The following is a 14,590-nucleotide window of genomic DNA, read 5'->3' as shown; positions in this document are numbered from 1 at the left end:
AATATGATGCTACTGCGGCAATGGGCAAATCGCATCCTTTTAATTGCAGTTTCTAGCCTGGTGCTGCTGGTTAGCTCAGCGTACGCTGAAAACTTGAATCCTTTAGTACGTTTGAGCGAGACAGAAGTTTCTGATCGTCTACAGCAGCTACCAGGTTGGACAGTTCGTGATCAACAGCTTGTTTGCACCTACCAACTTGGTAGCTTTGTGGAGGCGATCGCATTTGTCAATCGTCTGGTAGACCCTGCGGAAGCGGCAGGTCATCATCCTGACTTACTAATTTCCTACAGCCGAGTTACGGTTACTCTAACAACTCATGATGCAGGTGGACTAACAGCGTTAGATTTTGCTTTAGCAGAGGCGATCGCTCAACTTCATAACGAAATTCCTTCCTCTACTCCAGGCTGTCAGCCCAACTAAAATTTAGCAAACAGTCGCAACACTTTCATCCCAACTGAGAGAAATGAGTGCATTTCTTCGAGTGGAACTTTAGCACTAGCGCGGTAAAAGATTAACCGTGAGTCACTCGCCTCAGTACAAAGCCCTCTGCTATCCTCATAGAAAGCAATTGCTTCAGAATGAAAGGCTTTGCGAATCGATGCCTCGTCCTCGCCGCGCAGTAGATAACGGCTGGAAAATTCCGGGTAGCTCGTAAAATCGATGTCGTGATAGCCCAAGAAATCGCCCATCTTGTGAAACAGATTTTCAGGGTACAGCGAGAATTTGGGCATCTGCAAGCGATCAGAACGTAGCAAAATAACCGTTTGGGAATGAGTGTGCGAGTTTTTTCCGCTCCCGGTTGTGTAAAGGTAGTCAAAAATAGCAACGAATGCTTCTTCAACTTGTCCCTGAATTAAATTCCTAACTCGTCGGTTGCGGCCTCTAGAGAAGAGTTGAAAGTCATGAACGAGCCCCATAACTTGTCCATTACCGTTCTTGTAAAACTCCAGGTTTAGGTCTGCGGCGATCGCTTCTAGTTTTTTAGTTCTCTGGCGCTCAAAATAAATAGAAAGTGCGACGCCAACAATCGCCAGCACAATGAAAAACAGAATAAAGGAAAAATCCATAAGGTTTTACTGACCTTTCTTAGCTTGGTAACAGAACAATAATTTGCCCTGTTTAGTATGCACAGAGAGGGGATTATACCTTTTCGGCAAAAACGAACTAGAGGAGGGAAGGTACCTTCCCTCCTCTAGTTCGTTTTCTTGGAATTGGAATTAACTAGCTTTTAGGCAAGTTTAGCCGAGGTTCATGGATGCCATGGTGGATCGTTTTTACCCACTTCAGACGTTTTCGTCGCAGCGAAACACGGAAGGTCATGCTAGCAACGATGGGTAGCCAGTGGAACATGTAGACTGTGCCCTGCAATGTCTGGAAAAACAGCAGAAAGAGCGATTGAACTGTCACCTTGGTGGCGTTTCTATCAGGTTCTGTTCGTCGTAGTCCTATGACCATGCCGATAATAAACAGCACGATGGTTAGGCTGGCGATAGGGCTAAAAATTGGCACCCGATTGCGGGCGATCGCCATCAAAAAGTCAGGCACTGCGGCAGTTGGCATGACATATTGAGTTACCCAAAACATGAATAAATCAACGGTCTTGCGAGTTCCCATCCGGTTCGATAAAATCAGCCGCCAATAGTCCAAATAGCGCTGATAGCCACCCTCTGCCCATCGGTTTCGCTGGTGCCACAGCCCCAGTGGACGGGTTACCCCTTCCTCTCCAACGGGTGGAAATGACAGAAAATCAATATCCCACTGGTCCAGGTGCAGTTTGAAGGTTAAATCCAGGTCGTCTGTAATCGTTTCTTCGTTCCAGCCGCCGCAGCAATCAAGTGCCTCTCGTCGCACAAACTGGCCATTGCCGCGCAGTTCTCCAATGCCGCCGATCGCTAATCGCTGCTGCTGAAGGTAGGAATCCAGCGCCATTTCTGCAACCTGATTACGGGTCCAAAAATTAGCCGAAGCATTGGCGATCGCCTTCCTGACCTGCACTGCTCCAACCTTCTTGCGCTCAAACATGGGTAGAACGCGCCGCAGCAAATCCCCCGGTACCTGAGCATCGGCATCAAATACTGCGATGATCTCCCCTTTCGTAATGGGATAAACCTCGTTTAGTGCGCCAGACTTACCGCCCCCAGCGCTCGCAGAACGATGAATCACCCGAAGCTGAGGATACTCCTCCGCCAAGTGGTCCAACAAAATGGGAGTGCGATCGCTGCTATTGTCATCAATTACCCAGAGGTCATAGCGACAGTCCGGATAATCAAGATTGCACAGCGTTTTAACCAATGGCACCACGACCGCTTCCTCATTTTTCGCCGCGACCAACAGCGAAACATAAGGACAAGCTTCAGGGTCAGTTTCTGCAAGCGGCTCAGGCATAGCGACCGGCCGGGCAAACAAAATCCGTAGAGCATGAATGCCCATTAGAGTCGTTAAGCCCAAGACAAACCAATAGCCCCAGGAAACCAGGTGAAGTGCAACAGTACCACTCCAGACGAGCGTTAAGACTACAACTGCCTTACGCCTGCGACCTTTCAACCCTCGATGTAAAGAATTGCTTGTAGCAGAAGCCTCATGCTTTGAGTCCGTCAGGTCAGTTAAAAGTGAGCTGATAGGCTCTAGTTCGCTATAGGAGTCGTTTTCGAGCCAGGAATTCTCCGGCATAGATTGCTTAATTTAACCACCAAAATTAACCACTACTCACAGGGGAGCAAAATAAAGCTGTACCAAACAGCACAACTTAATCCCCAATAGCTTTCCCTACGACAACCAAAATCACCTATTCCACCTTAGACGGTTTGCAAATCAAATTTCTAAATTGCTAGAGCGACAGAGCCGCCATTCACATCGGTCTAATAGAGGTTCTTGGGCTATTTTTAGTTGCAGTAGAAAAATCGTACAGCCGCTCCTGGCCGAGTACACCGATAAGTACACCTACCTGGAAAAGTAGCTGAGCAGTAGCAGTTTATCATCTTCTTCACGGTCAGCTAGTCAACTGTGCCTGGACATGCACTAGAAAATGTAGTGCGTAAAGATTCATTTGGGATAGATAGGAATGCGGCAGAACTGACTGCCCAACGCCAATGCAAGCGTTGTACTAGCCTTTTTATCATCATTCTAAGCGCATCCATGACCTACAGTCTTAGAGTGGCAGACCTGCCCGCCACCGAGCGACCTCGCGAACGACTGCTCACGCAAGGAGCTAAAATTCTCTCTACAGCCGAGTTAATTGCCATTTTGCTAGGCACGGGGCAAGGTCCTGGTCGCCTCTCAGCCGTAGGTTTAGGGCAGTACATTTTGCAAAAGTTGGGGGAAGATCAGCGAGATTCTCTTGCGGTCTTAAGAGACGTAAATGCCCAAGAATTGATGCAAATTCCGGGTGTAGGTCCAGCCAAAGCAACCACCATTTTGGCGGCGATCGAGCTTGGCAAACGAGTCTTGCAGGTGCGCCCGTCAGAACGCACCGTGATTGATGATCCGGCTGTGGCAGCAGCAACCCTCAGCCACGACCTGATGTGGCAATCTCAAGAGCGGTTTGCGGTACTGCTACTAGACATCAAACATCGGCTACTGGGAACTCGGGTCATCACAATCGGGACGGCGACAGAAACTCTCGCTCACCCTCGCGACATTTTTCGGGAAGCGATTCGTCAGGGTGCGGTGAGGGTGATTGTGGCCCACAATCATCCCTCTGGGAACGTTGAACCCAGTCCAGAAGATATTTCTCTAACTCGTCAACTTCTTGCAGGAGCGCAGCTTCTAGGAATTCCGGTACTCGATCACTTGATTTTGGGTGATGGAAATCACTTGAGTCTCCGGCAGACGACCAGCCTTTGGAATGAATTAGCTCAAGGGGATTAATTTTTGGGTTGCAGACGGCCTCATCCTGACTTATACTGAAGCCTCGAATTAAGCAATATTATTGTTAGACAGTATCTGGTATGGGAGGTTTTTATTCCTGAATCACTAACCCTGACCGTAAGTTTAAGAGGCACCCGCGAAGTCAGGGAAAATTGCCAGCTTTTTCGCCTTGCCGGCCTTTTAGATGCCTTCTCAGAGCCAACGTTTCGCAAGGTGTTCGACAAGTTTGTAGAGGAAGGTCCAAAGAATTTTATTCTGGATCTATCTCAAATAGACTTTGTCGATAGCTCTGGGCTGGGTGCTCTCGTGCAGCTTGTCAAGAAAACGCAAACTGCTGGAGGAACTTTGCAAGTCGTAACTAACCCTCGCGTTACGCAGACGGTCAAGCTCGTTCGGCTTGAGCAGTTCCTGTCTCTCCAGCCATCGGTTGAGGCCGCTCTAGAAAACGTCAAGTCGGCTTGATTTAGATTCAACAGAACGGTTGAATTATGTGACCAGATTGGCTTCTGGTACTCTAAGCTGTCTATGCGATCGCAGAAAGTAGATGCGATCGCATTTTGCTATGGCATACGTCCTTAATCGCATTTGGGGCTACTATGCAAGTGAAGGAAGGTAAAGAAAAACAAAGGTTTATAACAGTGAGGGAGCCCTTGCGTGGCACCGAAGGATGAAACAGGTTTAGACTACTTCGCTACTCGGCTGCTGGAGCAGACTCATTTGTCTAGCCCAACGTCTTTGCCTGTCTTGACCCCTGACCAGGTTAAGCAGCTTTCACCTGCTGCCCTAGCTTATATTGGAGATGCGGTTTACGAACTTCATGTCCGGTTGTCCTACCTGATGCCGCCCAAGCGCTTGCAGACTTATCATAGTCAAGTGGTGGCTCAAGTTAGGGCGGAAAGTCAAGCTAACCATCTGCGATCGCTTGAACCTTACCTGACGACGGCTGAATTAGAAATTTCAAAGCGGGGCCGTAATGCTGCCTCCAACCGTCCCCGAAGAGTTGCTTTAGAGGTTTATCAGTCTGCTACCAGTCTGGAGACTCTAATGGGTTATCTATATCTCACTGATCCCCAGCGGCTTGCCCAACTATTCGCAAAATTAGATCTAGAAAAGCTATCAGAGTAACGATCTAAATTCTTGTAAAGACTTTCGGTCAGACCATCCAAGTAGATAGGTGGATGGTCCTTTATAGGTCCCCTAAACCAGCATTTTTACGGCAAGGTCGAATACCTTGCACAATTTTAAGCAATTCAGAGGAATTTGTACCATGGCTCCTAAACATCGCAACGCATCCCAGGATCGCTCTCCTCGAAAAGGTGCAGCTAAGTCAAAAGACAAACGCGTTCATTTAAAACCCAGTCGTTCTCAACCAGATACAGAGCGTCGGGGTGAACGCAGAGTTGCTAAGCCCGATGCAGAAGGTCGGGGTGAGCGCAAAGTTGCCAAGTCAGATACAGAAGGTCGGCGTGAGCGCAGAGTTATCAAGTCAGATACAGAGCGTCGGGGTGAACGCAGAGTTGTCAGTGGCAGAAAAATTAAACAGCGCTCTGTGATTCAGATCCAACCTGTGAATCGTTCGCCCATTGCTGAAAAGCCAGGACGGGAGCAACAGGAGCAACAGGCAAATATTGTCGATCCCCAGTTTGAAACGGCTAATTCGGTTGGTGTGACGGATGTGCCTGATACAGATAACGATCTGATTTATGGTCGTCATCCAGTTTTGGCTGCACTGGAGAGCCAACGACAGCTCAATCGCCTCTGGATTACTCCAAGGTTGCGCTATGACTCTCGCTTTCATTCTCTTTTGCTTCAGGCTAAAGCCAACGGAACGGTCATTGATGAAGTTGATCACCGACGGCTAGATCAGCTCACTCAAGCGGCAAACCATCAGGGGATCGCGGCTCAGGTTACCTCCTACGTCTATGCTGATCTGCAAGAAATGATCGAGCGGGCTAAGGCAACATCTGAGCAACCTGTCATTGTGGTTGCCGATAGTATTACAGATCCTCACAATTTGGGAGCAATTATCCGCACCGCAGAAGCGCTGGGATCGCAAGGGATGGTGATCCCGCAGCGGCGGGCCGTGGGGATCACATCATCTGTGGTTAAAGTTGCGGCAGGAGCTTTAGAAACTTTTCCAGTTGCAAGGGTTGTCAATTTAAGCCGGGCATTGGAAGAATTAAAGAAAGCTGGCTTTTGGGTTTATGGTACGGCGGTAACAGCCAGTGAAGATTTGGACACCGTTAAATTCACGGGGCCGATCGCTCTGGTGATTGGCTCAGAAGGTGAAGGGTTAAGTCTGCTCACGCAGCGCTGTTGCGATACCCTAGTCTCGATTCCGCTGAGAGGCAATACACCTAGCCTGAATGCCTCTGTAGCAGCCGGAATGGCACTTTACGAAATTTACCGACAACGACGAGCTAGCACTGTACACCTTGGTGGATGTTTTGCAAAAAAAAGTGCGACAGAGTATAACAAAACTTGAAACTTCTTAAGGGCGGTTGACAATTCGCTTAGCGTTTACCCAGCACACCCTGTTATTCAGCAGAGACAATTCGGTAAAACTATGAAAGAACTTTGGACAAATCTACTTCAAACCGTTGGTCTGGCTTGGTGGGTTGAGATCTTCACTGACAATCCGCGTTGCACCTACTATTTTGGACCTTTTGCTAGCGCTAGTGAGGCTGAGGCTGAGAAAGCTGGCTACATTGAGGATCTGGAGCAAGAAGGCGCTCAGGGTATCAAATTTGCTGTGAAGCGATGCAAGCCAGACAATCTGACGATTTATGAAGAGATTGCAGATCGTCCTAGCCGTGGCGGTCCAGCTCCCATTTTTAGCGGTCAAGTTTAATTAGCAGGTTTGTTGTCCTTCTGCATCTAGCTTGGAGCGTTTGACCGTTTGTCTACAACGTCAGGGTTGCTCTCAATCCAATTGTCAATGTCCCGGAGTACCTGATCGGGGATCTCCCAGGGGAAGAGGTGTGCGACATCAGGGTAGCTGAGCCAATGGCATTTTGGCAGATGTTGAGCAGTTTCCCGACTAGATTCAAGCGTAATGTGTCGATCTGCCGTTCCAGCCATAACCAAGCTGGAGCACTTAACCTGATTGAGGTCTGCGAGTCGATTGTAGTCTTGCCTAAGAGCATCGTTTAGAGCTTGACGAGCACTAGGTGATGTCTGAAAGTAGGCTGGCATTCCTTCAATGGCAAGGTGCTGGTAGGCGATCGCTGTGTGTTGCTGAATCAGGTAACGATAGAGCGATCGCTTGCCAAAGGTGTCAATGTTCCACTGCCAGCCTGGTTGCAGCCAGTTGATTACCGATGCCAATCCCGTGTAGAGGTTATCTTCCCAGCTAATGGGTGGGTGACTGCTGCGAGGACGCATTGCTGAAGCAATCAGGATCAGTCCGCTGATTCGCTCTGGTTGTCTTAGTGCTAGCTCCGTCGCCAAAATTCCTCCCAGTGACCAGCCCAAGACTAAGCATCGCTCAATTTGATAGCGATCGAGTAACGCATCTAGATCGACCAGGTGATCCTGCATGGTAAACGCTGTCTTAGCCTGGCTCTTGCCATAGCCACGCAGATCAGGCGCAAAGGTTTTGAAACGCCGAGAAAAATGCTGAGTAAAGACCGACATACTGGCCCCAGTGCCAGGGTGACCATGCAAACAGAGCATTGGGAAACCGCTTCCCTGCACCTGAACTGAGAGTGAAATGGCTGGGGGATCAGACTGCTGCATAGGTCGAAACTGCGCTTAACTAAAAGGCTTTATGGCTGAGCCGATGAGCTAGACCAAACTTTGATGTTGCCTTCCGTCACAGCAACAAAGAGGCGTCCGTCGGCACTAAACGCACCATTAGTTGCATTCTCCTCAAAAGTTTGAAGCGTTTGCCCGGTAACCATATCTAGCAGGTTGATGTCTTCCTCATAATTAATAACAGCCAGGATTTTGCCATCTGCACTTGGGATTAACCAGTCCTGCTCGACGAACTCCGTTGCTGTATTTACAAGCTCTCCTGTGTTGATATTCCAGGTTGCGACTTGACGGGGCACAACTGCGCCATTGCGACTTACTGTAAAAGTGCCCGTTACAGTCTGGCTGTCTGGACTGAAGGCTATCTTAAAGGCATCTATGCCGCCCTCAAAGGTTCGTTTGATCTGCCCAGAAGCAAGGTCAATCAAAGTTAATTCGCCATCCACATGGGTACTAGCGAGCATTTGCCCATCTGAACTGACTTTCAGAGTTCGAATGGTTTCCCGATACCCGACTAAGCTGCGCTGAAGTGTTCCTTGGTTGACATCCCAAACCTGAATCAGAGGACTAGTAGCACTGCTGTAGAGCGTTTGGCTGTCAGGGCTAAAGGCCAAAACGCTACTGAAATAATAGCCGCCCTCTTCCATAAACTTAGGGGTGATAGCTCGTCTAAGCGTGCGGATCGTTTGACCACTACTCACATTTCGCAGGCGGATGGTCAGCATTCGGTTGTCAAAGTCATAATCGGCAGTAGCAAGGAGTTGACCATCAGGGCTAAAGGCGATCGCCGAAACCATTGCAGCATGATCACTCAATGTGTAGAGCGCTTCGCCTGTTGTCAGATCCCACACTCTAACGGAGTCTGCGTACTCGTTGGGATCAGTCGTAACGGCACCGGCAACCACCCTCCCATCTGGGCTAATAGCAATAGTGTCAGTCCCCCCAAGACTCACCTGATCATCCGAAATAGTCAGAACAGGTTCGGTAGTCCAGTTAACCTGAGCAGATGAAGACTGAGCTAGAGAGACAGCTGCGGGAACTGAATAATTTTGAGCATAAGCAGGGCGATTGAGTTCTTGCCTGCTGGCAGTTGCAATAGGGGCGATCGCTCCAGAAATGATTGTGGCAGCAGCAAGAGCAATCCCTGGCAGCAACTGGGCTAGGCGTAACCTGACAAAATTTTGAGAAGAGTCTTGAGCAACCATATTCTGGGCAAGAGACGCGATGAATTACGTCTGTACAAGTAGGCTACGCACTATTGTTGACTGCGGCACCGCTTTTCGGATGCGAGGGTAAGCCGATTCTGTATCTGGCTACCCTAACCTCTTAGAAACCTTTTAGAGCTTTTCCTCAAGCGGTTTGCAAAAATCTTCTAGACCCGTTTTAAGCACGTAAATGATCACTGGAGTTGCCAGACTGGGGGGAAGCTCTGTTGCTTTGGTTAGCGATCGCATTGCGTCCTGAAGTGATCCTGCTGCCAAATTTGCTCTGAGATCAGACTGACACAACACAGCTCGACAACGTTTGGCGAGACCTTCTAACCAACGGTCAGACGTGTCAGGTTCTTGCCTTGCCTGAAGTGCCAGGGCGATCGCTGCATCTTCCAAATCGCCTTCGCAATCTTCGATCATATCTAGCGCTTTAAGCGCTTCTGGACTCGCTGATAGCTCAGATCGGTACTGAGCAATTTCCTCAAATGTGACTGTAATCATGCTGCCAATTTAACATTTTGACAAAAGGTGAGAGGTGGTAAAAAGCGGGGGAATTTTGCCTCACGGTTTCGCGATTTGGCTAAGCTAGGTAGGCTAGTAAAAGTCGTAAATTTGCAAAATCTCCCAGATTCCTTAAGGCAAGATCTACATGACCACAACAGCTCAGGTAAAGCATGAAGTTAAAGACCTCTCCTTAGCAGCACAGGGGAGACAGCGAATCGAGTGGGCAGGGCGGGAAATGCCCGTCTTGCGGCGAATTCAAGAGCGTTTTGCTCAAGAAAAGCCTTTGGCTGGAATTCGTTTGGTAGCTTGCTGCCACGTCACGACTGAAACTGCTCATCTAGCGATCGCCCTCAAAGCGGCCGGAGCCGATGCTCTGCTCATTGCTAGCAACCCTCTATCTACTCAAGATGACGTAGCTGCCAGTTTAGTTGCAGATCATGGCATTCCAGTTTTTGCTCAAAAAGGTGAAGACAACGAGACCTACCACCGCCACGTCCAGATTGCGCTAGATCACCGCCCCAACCTGATCATTGATGACGGCAGCGACGTAGTTGCCACATTAATTCAAGAGCGGCAAGACCAAATTGCTGACCTGATTGGCACCACCGAGGAAACCACCACCGGGATCGTGCGCCTGCAAGCCATGCTCAAAGATGGCGTACTCACCTTCCCAGCGATGAACGTTAACGATGCTGACACCAAGCATTTCTTTGACAATCGCTATGGAACAGGACAATCCACACTAGATGGAATCATCCGGGCAACCAACATTCTTCTCGCAGGTAAAACGATCGTTGTTGCGGGCTATGGCTGGTGCGGCAAGGGTACAGCCCTGCGGGCACGAGGCATGGGTGCAAGCGTGATCGTGACGGAAATCAATCCTACCCGCGCCCTCGAAGCGGCAATGGATGGATTCCGCGTACTGCCAATGACCGTTGCAGCGCCTCAAGGTGATATCTTCATCACCGTGACGGGCAACAAGCACGTCATCCGAGCAGAGCATTTTGAAACCATGAAAGACGGGGCGATCGTTTGCAACTCTGGTCACTTTGACATTGAGATTGACCTCAAATCGCTCAAAGAAATGGCAACTGAAGTGAAGCAAGTCCGCAACTTCACTGAGCAATATCGTCTGCCAAGCGGCAGATCTGTTGTCGTTTTGGGTGAAGGTCGACTGATCAATCTGGCTGCTGCTGAAGGACACCCCAGCGCCGTTATGGATATGAGCTTTGCAAACCAAGCGCTTGCCTGTGAATATTTGGTGAAGAACAAAGGCAATCTAGAACCTGGAATTCACACCATTCCTGCTGAAGTCGATCAGGAAATTGCGCGCCTGAAGCTTCAGGCGATGGGAATTGGGATCGACGCGCTCACGCCTGAGCAGACCGAATACATCAATTCCTGGACCTCAGGCACTTAAACTAAGCTAGAGCCATCTATTTTGAGCGGGGGCGTTGCTTGCAGCGCCCCCGCTCTTTAAGAAAACGCACGAGTGAAAACGCACGGGTGAACCCCGCAATTTATGTAAAGAGATATAGCAATCTCAAATGGTCATGAGCCCGCACCCCAAGGGGAGTGGAGATCACAGCCACAACTTCATTCTTGCGTGTACTACTACAACGATGGGGCGATCAGTCTAGCTGAGTTAGGGATATGCCCGATAGCAGGGGTGCTTTCTGATTGAAATTTGTTAGCTATTCTTAATGAGGGCTCTAGCCTGTCAGATTGGCTCAATGCTTCGCTTTAATGGGACTTTGCAAGGAACAGCTTTATGGTCGAATGGATTACTAACACGATCAACAGCCTGGGTTACGTTGGTATCGGTTTTCTGATGTTTATGGAAAATCTGTTTCCACCGATTCCTTCTGAGCTAATCATGCCGTTGGCAGGTTTTACTGCGGCTCAAGGCGAAATGAACGTCTTTTATGCGGTCCTGGCAGGAGTCATTGGCACTGTTTTAGGAGCGCTGCCCTGGTATTTTGCCGGAAAGTTTTTGGGAGCCGATCGCCTTAAAGCTTGGGCTGACCGCTATGGCAAATGGCTGGGGATCAGCAGCAAAGAAATGGACGAAGCCACAAAATGGTTCGTCAAGCACGGCGGCAGGACTGTATTGCTTTGTCGCCTCGTGCCTGGAGTCCGGACGCTGATTTCGATTCCAGCGGGCACCTGCAACATGCCTTTCATCCCCTTTTTGGTCTACTCAACGATTGGGACTGTAGCATGGGTTAGCTTACTGACAGGAGCCGGGTATCTGCTGGGCGACAACTACGAGTTGGTTGAAGTCTATATTGGACCACTTTCTAAACTGATAGTCGGAGGTTTACTCGTTGCCTTCATTGTTTGGGTTGTGATCAACCGTCGGAAGCAAAACAGCAAACGTCGGCTTAGATGAAGCATGATAACAAGTGCAGCGATGAACACTATTGCTCATGCTTTTTCCTACCACTAACTATCTCTTACTTGAGAATCTAATCTTCTTTGCGATCGCCACTGCTTTCTTTGCGATCGCCGGTTGGTCCTGGCGAGACACAGCCCCTTATGAGCTTCCTAAACCGCTTCCAGGCTGGTTTAGGATCTGGTTTTTGTCAGTTCAGTTTTTGGGTATCGTTCCACCCTTGGTCGCTTTGCTGGTGTGGGGAATATGGCAGGGCAACTTCGATGTAGTCGCAATCTTTGCTGCTTACTTTCTCATGTTGGGGCTACAAATTTTGTCTGAAAGTTTGTCGTTAAGACGCTTTCAATCCACAGTATTTGTCATGGTTCCCTATCTGTATTTGCCCTATCGGTTTTGGCAGCTTTACGAGGGGCTGAATCTCTTGAGTTCTGATCCAACACTGGTTTGGGTTCGATACATTCTTATCCTGGAAATTGTAGTCTGGATCATAAATTATGGTTTGGATTTAGCGCAACTTCCAAGGTTATTCCATTGGAATGGCGCAAACATCGACGATTGAATAGGACGGGGCGATCGCCCCGTCCTATTCAATCGTTTTATTACTTTCTAGGCGATCGCCCAGCGATAGAGGCGTTTTTCTCTGACACCGATAAGATAGCTAGAGGTTCTGTCTGCTGTTGAGGCTTCCGCCTGAAAGGGAAGGGAAGCCATGATAGGATTCAGTCAGTTTCAGGAGGTTTTTGTGGATTTTCGCCAGATTGTTAACTTCAGGCTGGTCAAGCAAGAGGCAAATGACCTATATCGCTCTCTAACTTCCATCTTGGAGTTAGACGAACGGTTTGCAGATCTAATATTAGTTGACTTGGCGAAAGTCGTAAGAATTTGTGGACGTAGCAACAAAGAAATTAGCTCTGCTGAACTGCTAGCCTATCTAGTAATTTATGCGCTGATTAAAAAAGATAGAGAAAAACTGAACGTTGCTGTCAATTCATGGGAATTTTCTAGCGAAGAACGGCTTAAATATCAAAAAATTACTATTCAAATTTTGCTTGATTTAACAGGGGGCGATCAGCAGACTGACCAGCTTGCATTGCCCTCTATTCTGAACAAGCTAGATGAGGAAAAAGGCACAGAATATCTAGGTTATGCTGTCAACGCCATCTATAAGTTTGCTCAAGTAATTACTAAAGCGGATGGTGTCGTGACGATGCAAGAAATGGAGGCATTATCAAAAGTTTGGCAACTCCTTCATTCTTATCAGAAATTAGACAGCTATCAGGCAGGTTTAGCGTCTGTTCCTATTCCTAAACTGACTCAAGCATCGGCTCCAAAACCTGAGCAAACTTCTGAATCTAAACAGCCTCAAAACTCCGGTGAACCTAAGCCTCAAAGTTCTGAACCCACTCTGAAGGAAGACCCAACCAAGATTTTAGAGCAAGCTCTGGCTGACCTGAACGAGCTAGTTGGAATGGAGAATATTAAGGAGGAAGTGCAAACTCTAACCAACTTTCTGAAGGTGCAGAAGATTCGAGCAGAACGAGGTTTAGCAAAAACGCCAGTTTCACTTCATGCGGTCTTTTGTGGACCTCCAGGTACGGGTAAAACGACCGTTGCTCGCCTGATGAGCAAAATCTATGAAGGACTAGAGTTTCTCAGTAAAGGGCATTTGGTGGAAACCGATCGCTCTGGCATGGTGGCAGGCTATGTTGGGCAAACGGCTAAAAAAGTAGATGAAATGGTGGATTCTGCTCTGGATGGCGTCCTGTTCATTGATGAAGCCTATGCTTTAGTGCCGCGAGAAGCGGGGCGTGACTTTGGGCAGGAGGCGATCGACGTTCTGCTGAAGCGAATGGAAGACTATCGCGATCGCCTCGTCGTCATCGTGGCAGGCTACACCGATGAGATGGAAGCCTTTATCGAATCAAATCCTGGCTTAAAATCACGCTTTAACCGTTACTTCTATTTCAACGACTATACACCCGAAGAGCTGCTAGCAATTTTTGAGCGAATGGCTGGAAAAAGTCACTTCAAGTTGACACCAGAAGCAAGAGAGAAACTGCTCAAAATCTTCAATCAGCTTTACGATAATCGAGACAAAAACTTTGGCAATGCTCGCATGGTTCGTAATCTGTTTGAGAAGAGCATTGAAAAGCAGGCAAATAGACTGGCTGTACTTTCTTCTTTGACCGATGAGGTATTAACAACACTCATTCCTGAAGACATTCCCAGCAACTATTCAGAAACTGCCAGAGTTTAGAGGCTGTTTGAGTAGTCTAATTTGTAGCCTACCTCAGGGAAAATATCTGTGATTTTGAATCCTGCTAAACAACCCAACACTGTACGGGTAGGTTTAGCAGACCGAATATTAACAGAGCCGAGGCCCAACGGCAAAATCTCCCCACCAGGAATTACGGTTAATCGAACGGATTTGGTCTTACTTTCCAACCTCCTCTCGAACTGCTCAAAGTCATTCAAAAACCGTTTGAGTAATCTTGCTCACTCTATTTACTCATTCTTTGATTCATCGTTCGGAGTGTTTATATCACTTTATCAAAGCTACCTCTTTGGTTGGGGCGGATGACAGGCAATAGGTATGACGTTTTGTTGGAAAAGATTGCTGAGAATGGAGGCAATCAAGCGGGAACCTGTTCTCAAGTAGCAAAATCCATTCAAAGTAATTTTGGGGCGTGACAATCTTAAATCCCCTTACGAACAGGCTTAGTGGAAATTAAGAGCTTAAGCTGCTTGTCCTTTGAAGCAAGGCGTTCGTAAGCAATTCAGGATTGTTCAAGTCTGTTGAGCTAGTTGATTTTTAAGCGGCTTGATTGGAGATATCAGAAGTCAAATTCATCTGAGTGAG

Annotated in this window: 14 protein-coding genes and 1 pseudogene; 10 read left to right on the top strand and 5 right to left on the bottom strand. The window is 48.2% G+C overall.

The window, feature by feature from the left end; all coding sequences use genetic code 11:
• Window positions 1-3 precede the first annotated feature (3 nt).
• Window positions 4-420 (top strand): 4a-hydroxytetrahydrobiopterin dehydratase, encoded by a 417-nt coding sequence (locus H6F88_RS14590; RefSeq protein ID WP_242050552.1) that lies wholly within the window; start codon window positions 4-6, stop codon window positions 418-420.
• Here the strand turns inward: H6F88_RS14590 and H6F88_RS14585 are convergent.
• On the bottom strand, window positions 417-1,067 hold the full coding sequence (locus H6F88_RS14585; RefSeq protein ID WP_190643476.1) for a hypothetical protein: 651 nt from the start codon (window positions 1,065-1,067) through the stop codon (window positions 417-419). The genes H6F88_RS14590 and H6F88_RS14585 overlap by 4 nt on opposite strands.
• A gap of 154 nt (window positions 1,068-1,221) precedes the next feature.
• Window positions 1,222-2,670 carry a glycosyltransferase family 2 protein gene (locus H6F88_RS14580; RefSeq protein ID WP_190643475.1) on the bottom strand — a complete coding sequence of 483 codons (1,449 nt, stop codon included), beginning with the start codon at window positions 2,668-2,670 and terminating at the stop codon, window positions 1,222-1,224.
• Between the two features lie 465 nt (window positions 2,671-3,135).
• Here H6F88_RS14580 and radC point away from each other — a divergent pair, with 465 nt between their 5' ends.
• The 5 genes from radC (at window position 3,136) to H6F88_RS14555 (ending at window position 6,718) form a co-directional block, all read left to right on the top strand.
• On the top strand, window positions 3,136-3,867 hold the full coding sequence (gene radC / locus H6F88_RS14575) for a DNA repair protein RadC (RefSeq protein WP_190643474.1): 732 nt from the start codon (window positions 3,136-3,138) through the stop codon (window positions 3,865-3,867).
• A gap of 93 nt (window positions 3,868-3,960) precedes the next feature.
• Complete coding sequence (locus tag H6F88_RS14570) at window positions 3,961-4,329, top strand: anti-sigma factor antagonist (protein ID WP_190643515.1); 369 nt, start codon at window positions 3,961-3,963, stop codon at window positions 4,327-4,329.
• A gap of 237 nt (window positions 4,330-4,566) precedes the next feature.
• A complete protein-coding gene (locus H6F88_RS14565; protein ID WP_242043736.1) occupies window positions 4,567-4,992 on the top strand; it encodes a ribonuclease III domain-containing protein in 426 nt (141 codons plus the stop codon).
• 142 nt (window positions 4,993-5,134) lie between these two features.
• The gene (gene rlmB / locus H6F88_RS14560) at window positions 5,135-6,352 is read left to right on the top strand and encodes a 23S rRNA (guanosine(2251)-2'-O)-methyltransferase RlmB (protein WP_190643472.1); all 1,218 of its coding nucleotides are present in this window, start codon (window positions 5,135-5,137) and stop codon (window positions 6,350-6,352) included.
• Window positions 6,353-6,433: 81 nt separating this feature from the next.
• A complete protein-coding gene (locus H6F88_RS14555; protein WP_190643471.1) occupies window positions 6,434-6,718 on the top strand; it encodes a DUF1816 domain-containing protein in 285 nt (94 codons plus the stop codon).
• A 26-nt stretch (window positions 6,719-6,744) separates the two neighbouring features.
• On the opposite strand, the gene H6F88_RS14550 is transcribed toward H6F88_RS14555, so the two are convergent.
• The 3 genes from H6F88_RS14550 to H6F88_RS14540 all read right to left on the bottom strand — a co-directional run bounded on the left by H6F88_RS14550 (window position 6,745) and on the right by H6F88_RS14540 (window position 9,332).
• Complete coding sequence (locus H6F88_RS14550) at window positions 6,745-7,605, bottom strand: alpha/beta hydrolase (RefSeq protein WP_190643470.1); 861 nt, start codon at window positions 7,603-7,605, stop codon at window positions 6,745-6,747.
• Window positions 7,606-7,634: 29 nt separating this feature from the next.
• On the bottom strand, window positions 7,635-8,825 hold the full coding sequence (locus H6F88_RS14545; protein WP_190643469.1) for a hypothetical protein: 1,191 nt from the start codon (window positions 8,823-8,825) through the stop codon (window positions 7,635-7,637).
• Between the two features lie 132 nt (window positions 8,826-8,957).
• Window positions 8,958-9,332, bottom strand: a complete 375-nt coding sequence (locus H6F88_RS14540) for a hypothetical protein (RefSeq protein ID WP_190643468.1) — start codon at window positions 9,330-9,332, stop codon at window positions 8,958-8,960.
• Window positions 9,333-9,480: 148 nt separating this feature from the next.
• Here H6F88_RS14540 and ahcY point away from each other — a divergent pair, with 148 nt between their 5' ends.
• The 4 genes and pseudogenes from ahcY to H6F88_RS34480 form a co-directional block, all read left to right on the top strand.
• Complete coding sequence (ahcY, locus tag H6F88_RS14535) at window positions 9,481-10,755, top strand: adenosylhomocysteinase (RefSeq protein ID WP_190643467.1); 1,275 nt, start codon at window positions 9,481-9,483, stop codon at window positions 10,753-10,755.
• Window positions 10,756-11,106: 351 nt separating this feature from the next.
• A complete protein-coding gene (locus H6F88_RS14530) occupies window positions 11,107-11,727 on the top strand; it encodes a DedA family protein (protein ID WP_190643466.1) in 621 nt (206 codons plus the stop codon).
• 37 nt (window positions 11,728-11,764) lie between these two features.
• On the top strand, window positions 11,765-12,289 hold the full coding sequence (locus tag H6F88_RS14525; protein ID WP_190643465.1) for a hypothetical protein: 525 nt from the start codon (window positions 11,765-11,767) through the stop codon (window positions 12,287-12,289).
• A gap of 888 nt (window positions 12,290-13,177) precedes the next feature.
• A pseudogene (locus H6F88_RS34480) lies at window positions 13,178-13,987 on the top strand (AAA family ATPase); the annotation flags it as partial.
• Window positions 13,988-14,590 lie beyond the last annotated feature (603 nt).

Source organism: Oculatella sp. FACHB-28 (assembly GCF_014696015.1).
In the GTDB taxonomy this organism is placed as follows: Bacteria; Cyanobacteriota; Cyanobacteriia; order Elainellales; family Elainellaceae; genus JAAUTN01.
Note: the sequence above shows the minus strand (reverse complement) of the source record. Positions and strands in the feature narration are given on the sequence as shown.

Excerpts from the sequence above, each read along its gene's own strand:
- H6F88_RS14590 (WP_242050552.1), top strand. The coding sequence starts at position 4 with ATGATGCTACTGCGGCAATGGGCAAATCGCATCCTTTTAATTGCAGTT.
- H6F88_RS14585 (WP_190643476.1), bottom strand. The coding sequence starts at position 1,067 with ATGGATTTTTCCTTTATTCTGTTTTTCATTGTGCTGGCGATTGTTGGC.
- H6F88_RS14580 (WP_190643475.1), bottom strand. The coding sequence starts at position 2,670 with ATGCCGGAGAATTCCTGGCTCGAAAACGACTCCTATAGCGAACTAGAG.
- radC (WP_190643474.1), top strand. The coding sequence starts at position 3,136 with ATGACCTACAGTCTTAGAGTGGCAGACCTGCCCGCCACCGAGCGACCT.
- rlmB (WP_190643472.1), top strand. The coding sequence starts at position 5,135 with ATGGCTCCTAAACATCGCAACGCATCCCAGGATCGCTCTCCTCGAAAA.
- H6F88_RS14555 (WP_190643471.1), top strand. The coding sequence starts at position 6,434 with ATGAAAGAACTTTGGACAAATCTACTTCAAACCGTTGGTCTGGCTTGG.
- H6F88_RS14550 (WP_190643470.1), bottom strand. The coding sequence starts at position 7,605 with ATGCAGCAGTCTGATCCCCCAGCCATTTCACTCTCAGTTCAGGTGCAG.
- H6F88_RS14545 (WP_190643469.1), bottom strand. The coding sequence starts at position 8,825 with ATGGTTGCTCAAGACTCTTCTCAAAATTTTGTCAGGTTACGCCTAGCC.
- H6F88_RS14540 (WP_190643468.1), bottom strand. The coding sequence starts at position 9,332 with ATGATTACAGTCACATTTGAGGAAATTGCTCAGTACCGATCTGAGCTA.
- ahcY (WP_190643467.1), top strand. The coding sequence starts at position 9,481 with ATGACCACAACAGCTCAGGTAAAGCATGAAGTTAAAGACCTCTCCTTA.
- H6F88_RS14530 (WP_190643466.1), top strand. The coding sequence starts at position 11,107 with ATGGTCGAATGGATTACTAACACGATCAACAGCCTGGGTTACGTTGGT.
- H6F88_RS14525 (WP_190643465.1), top strand. The coding sequence starts at position 11,765 with ATGCTTTTTCCTACCACTAACTATCTCTTACTTGAGAATCTAATCTTC.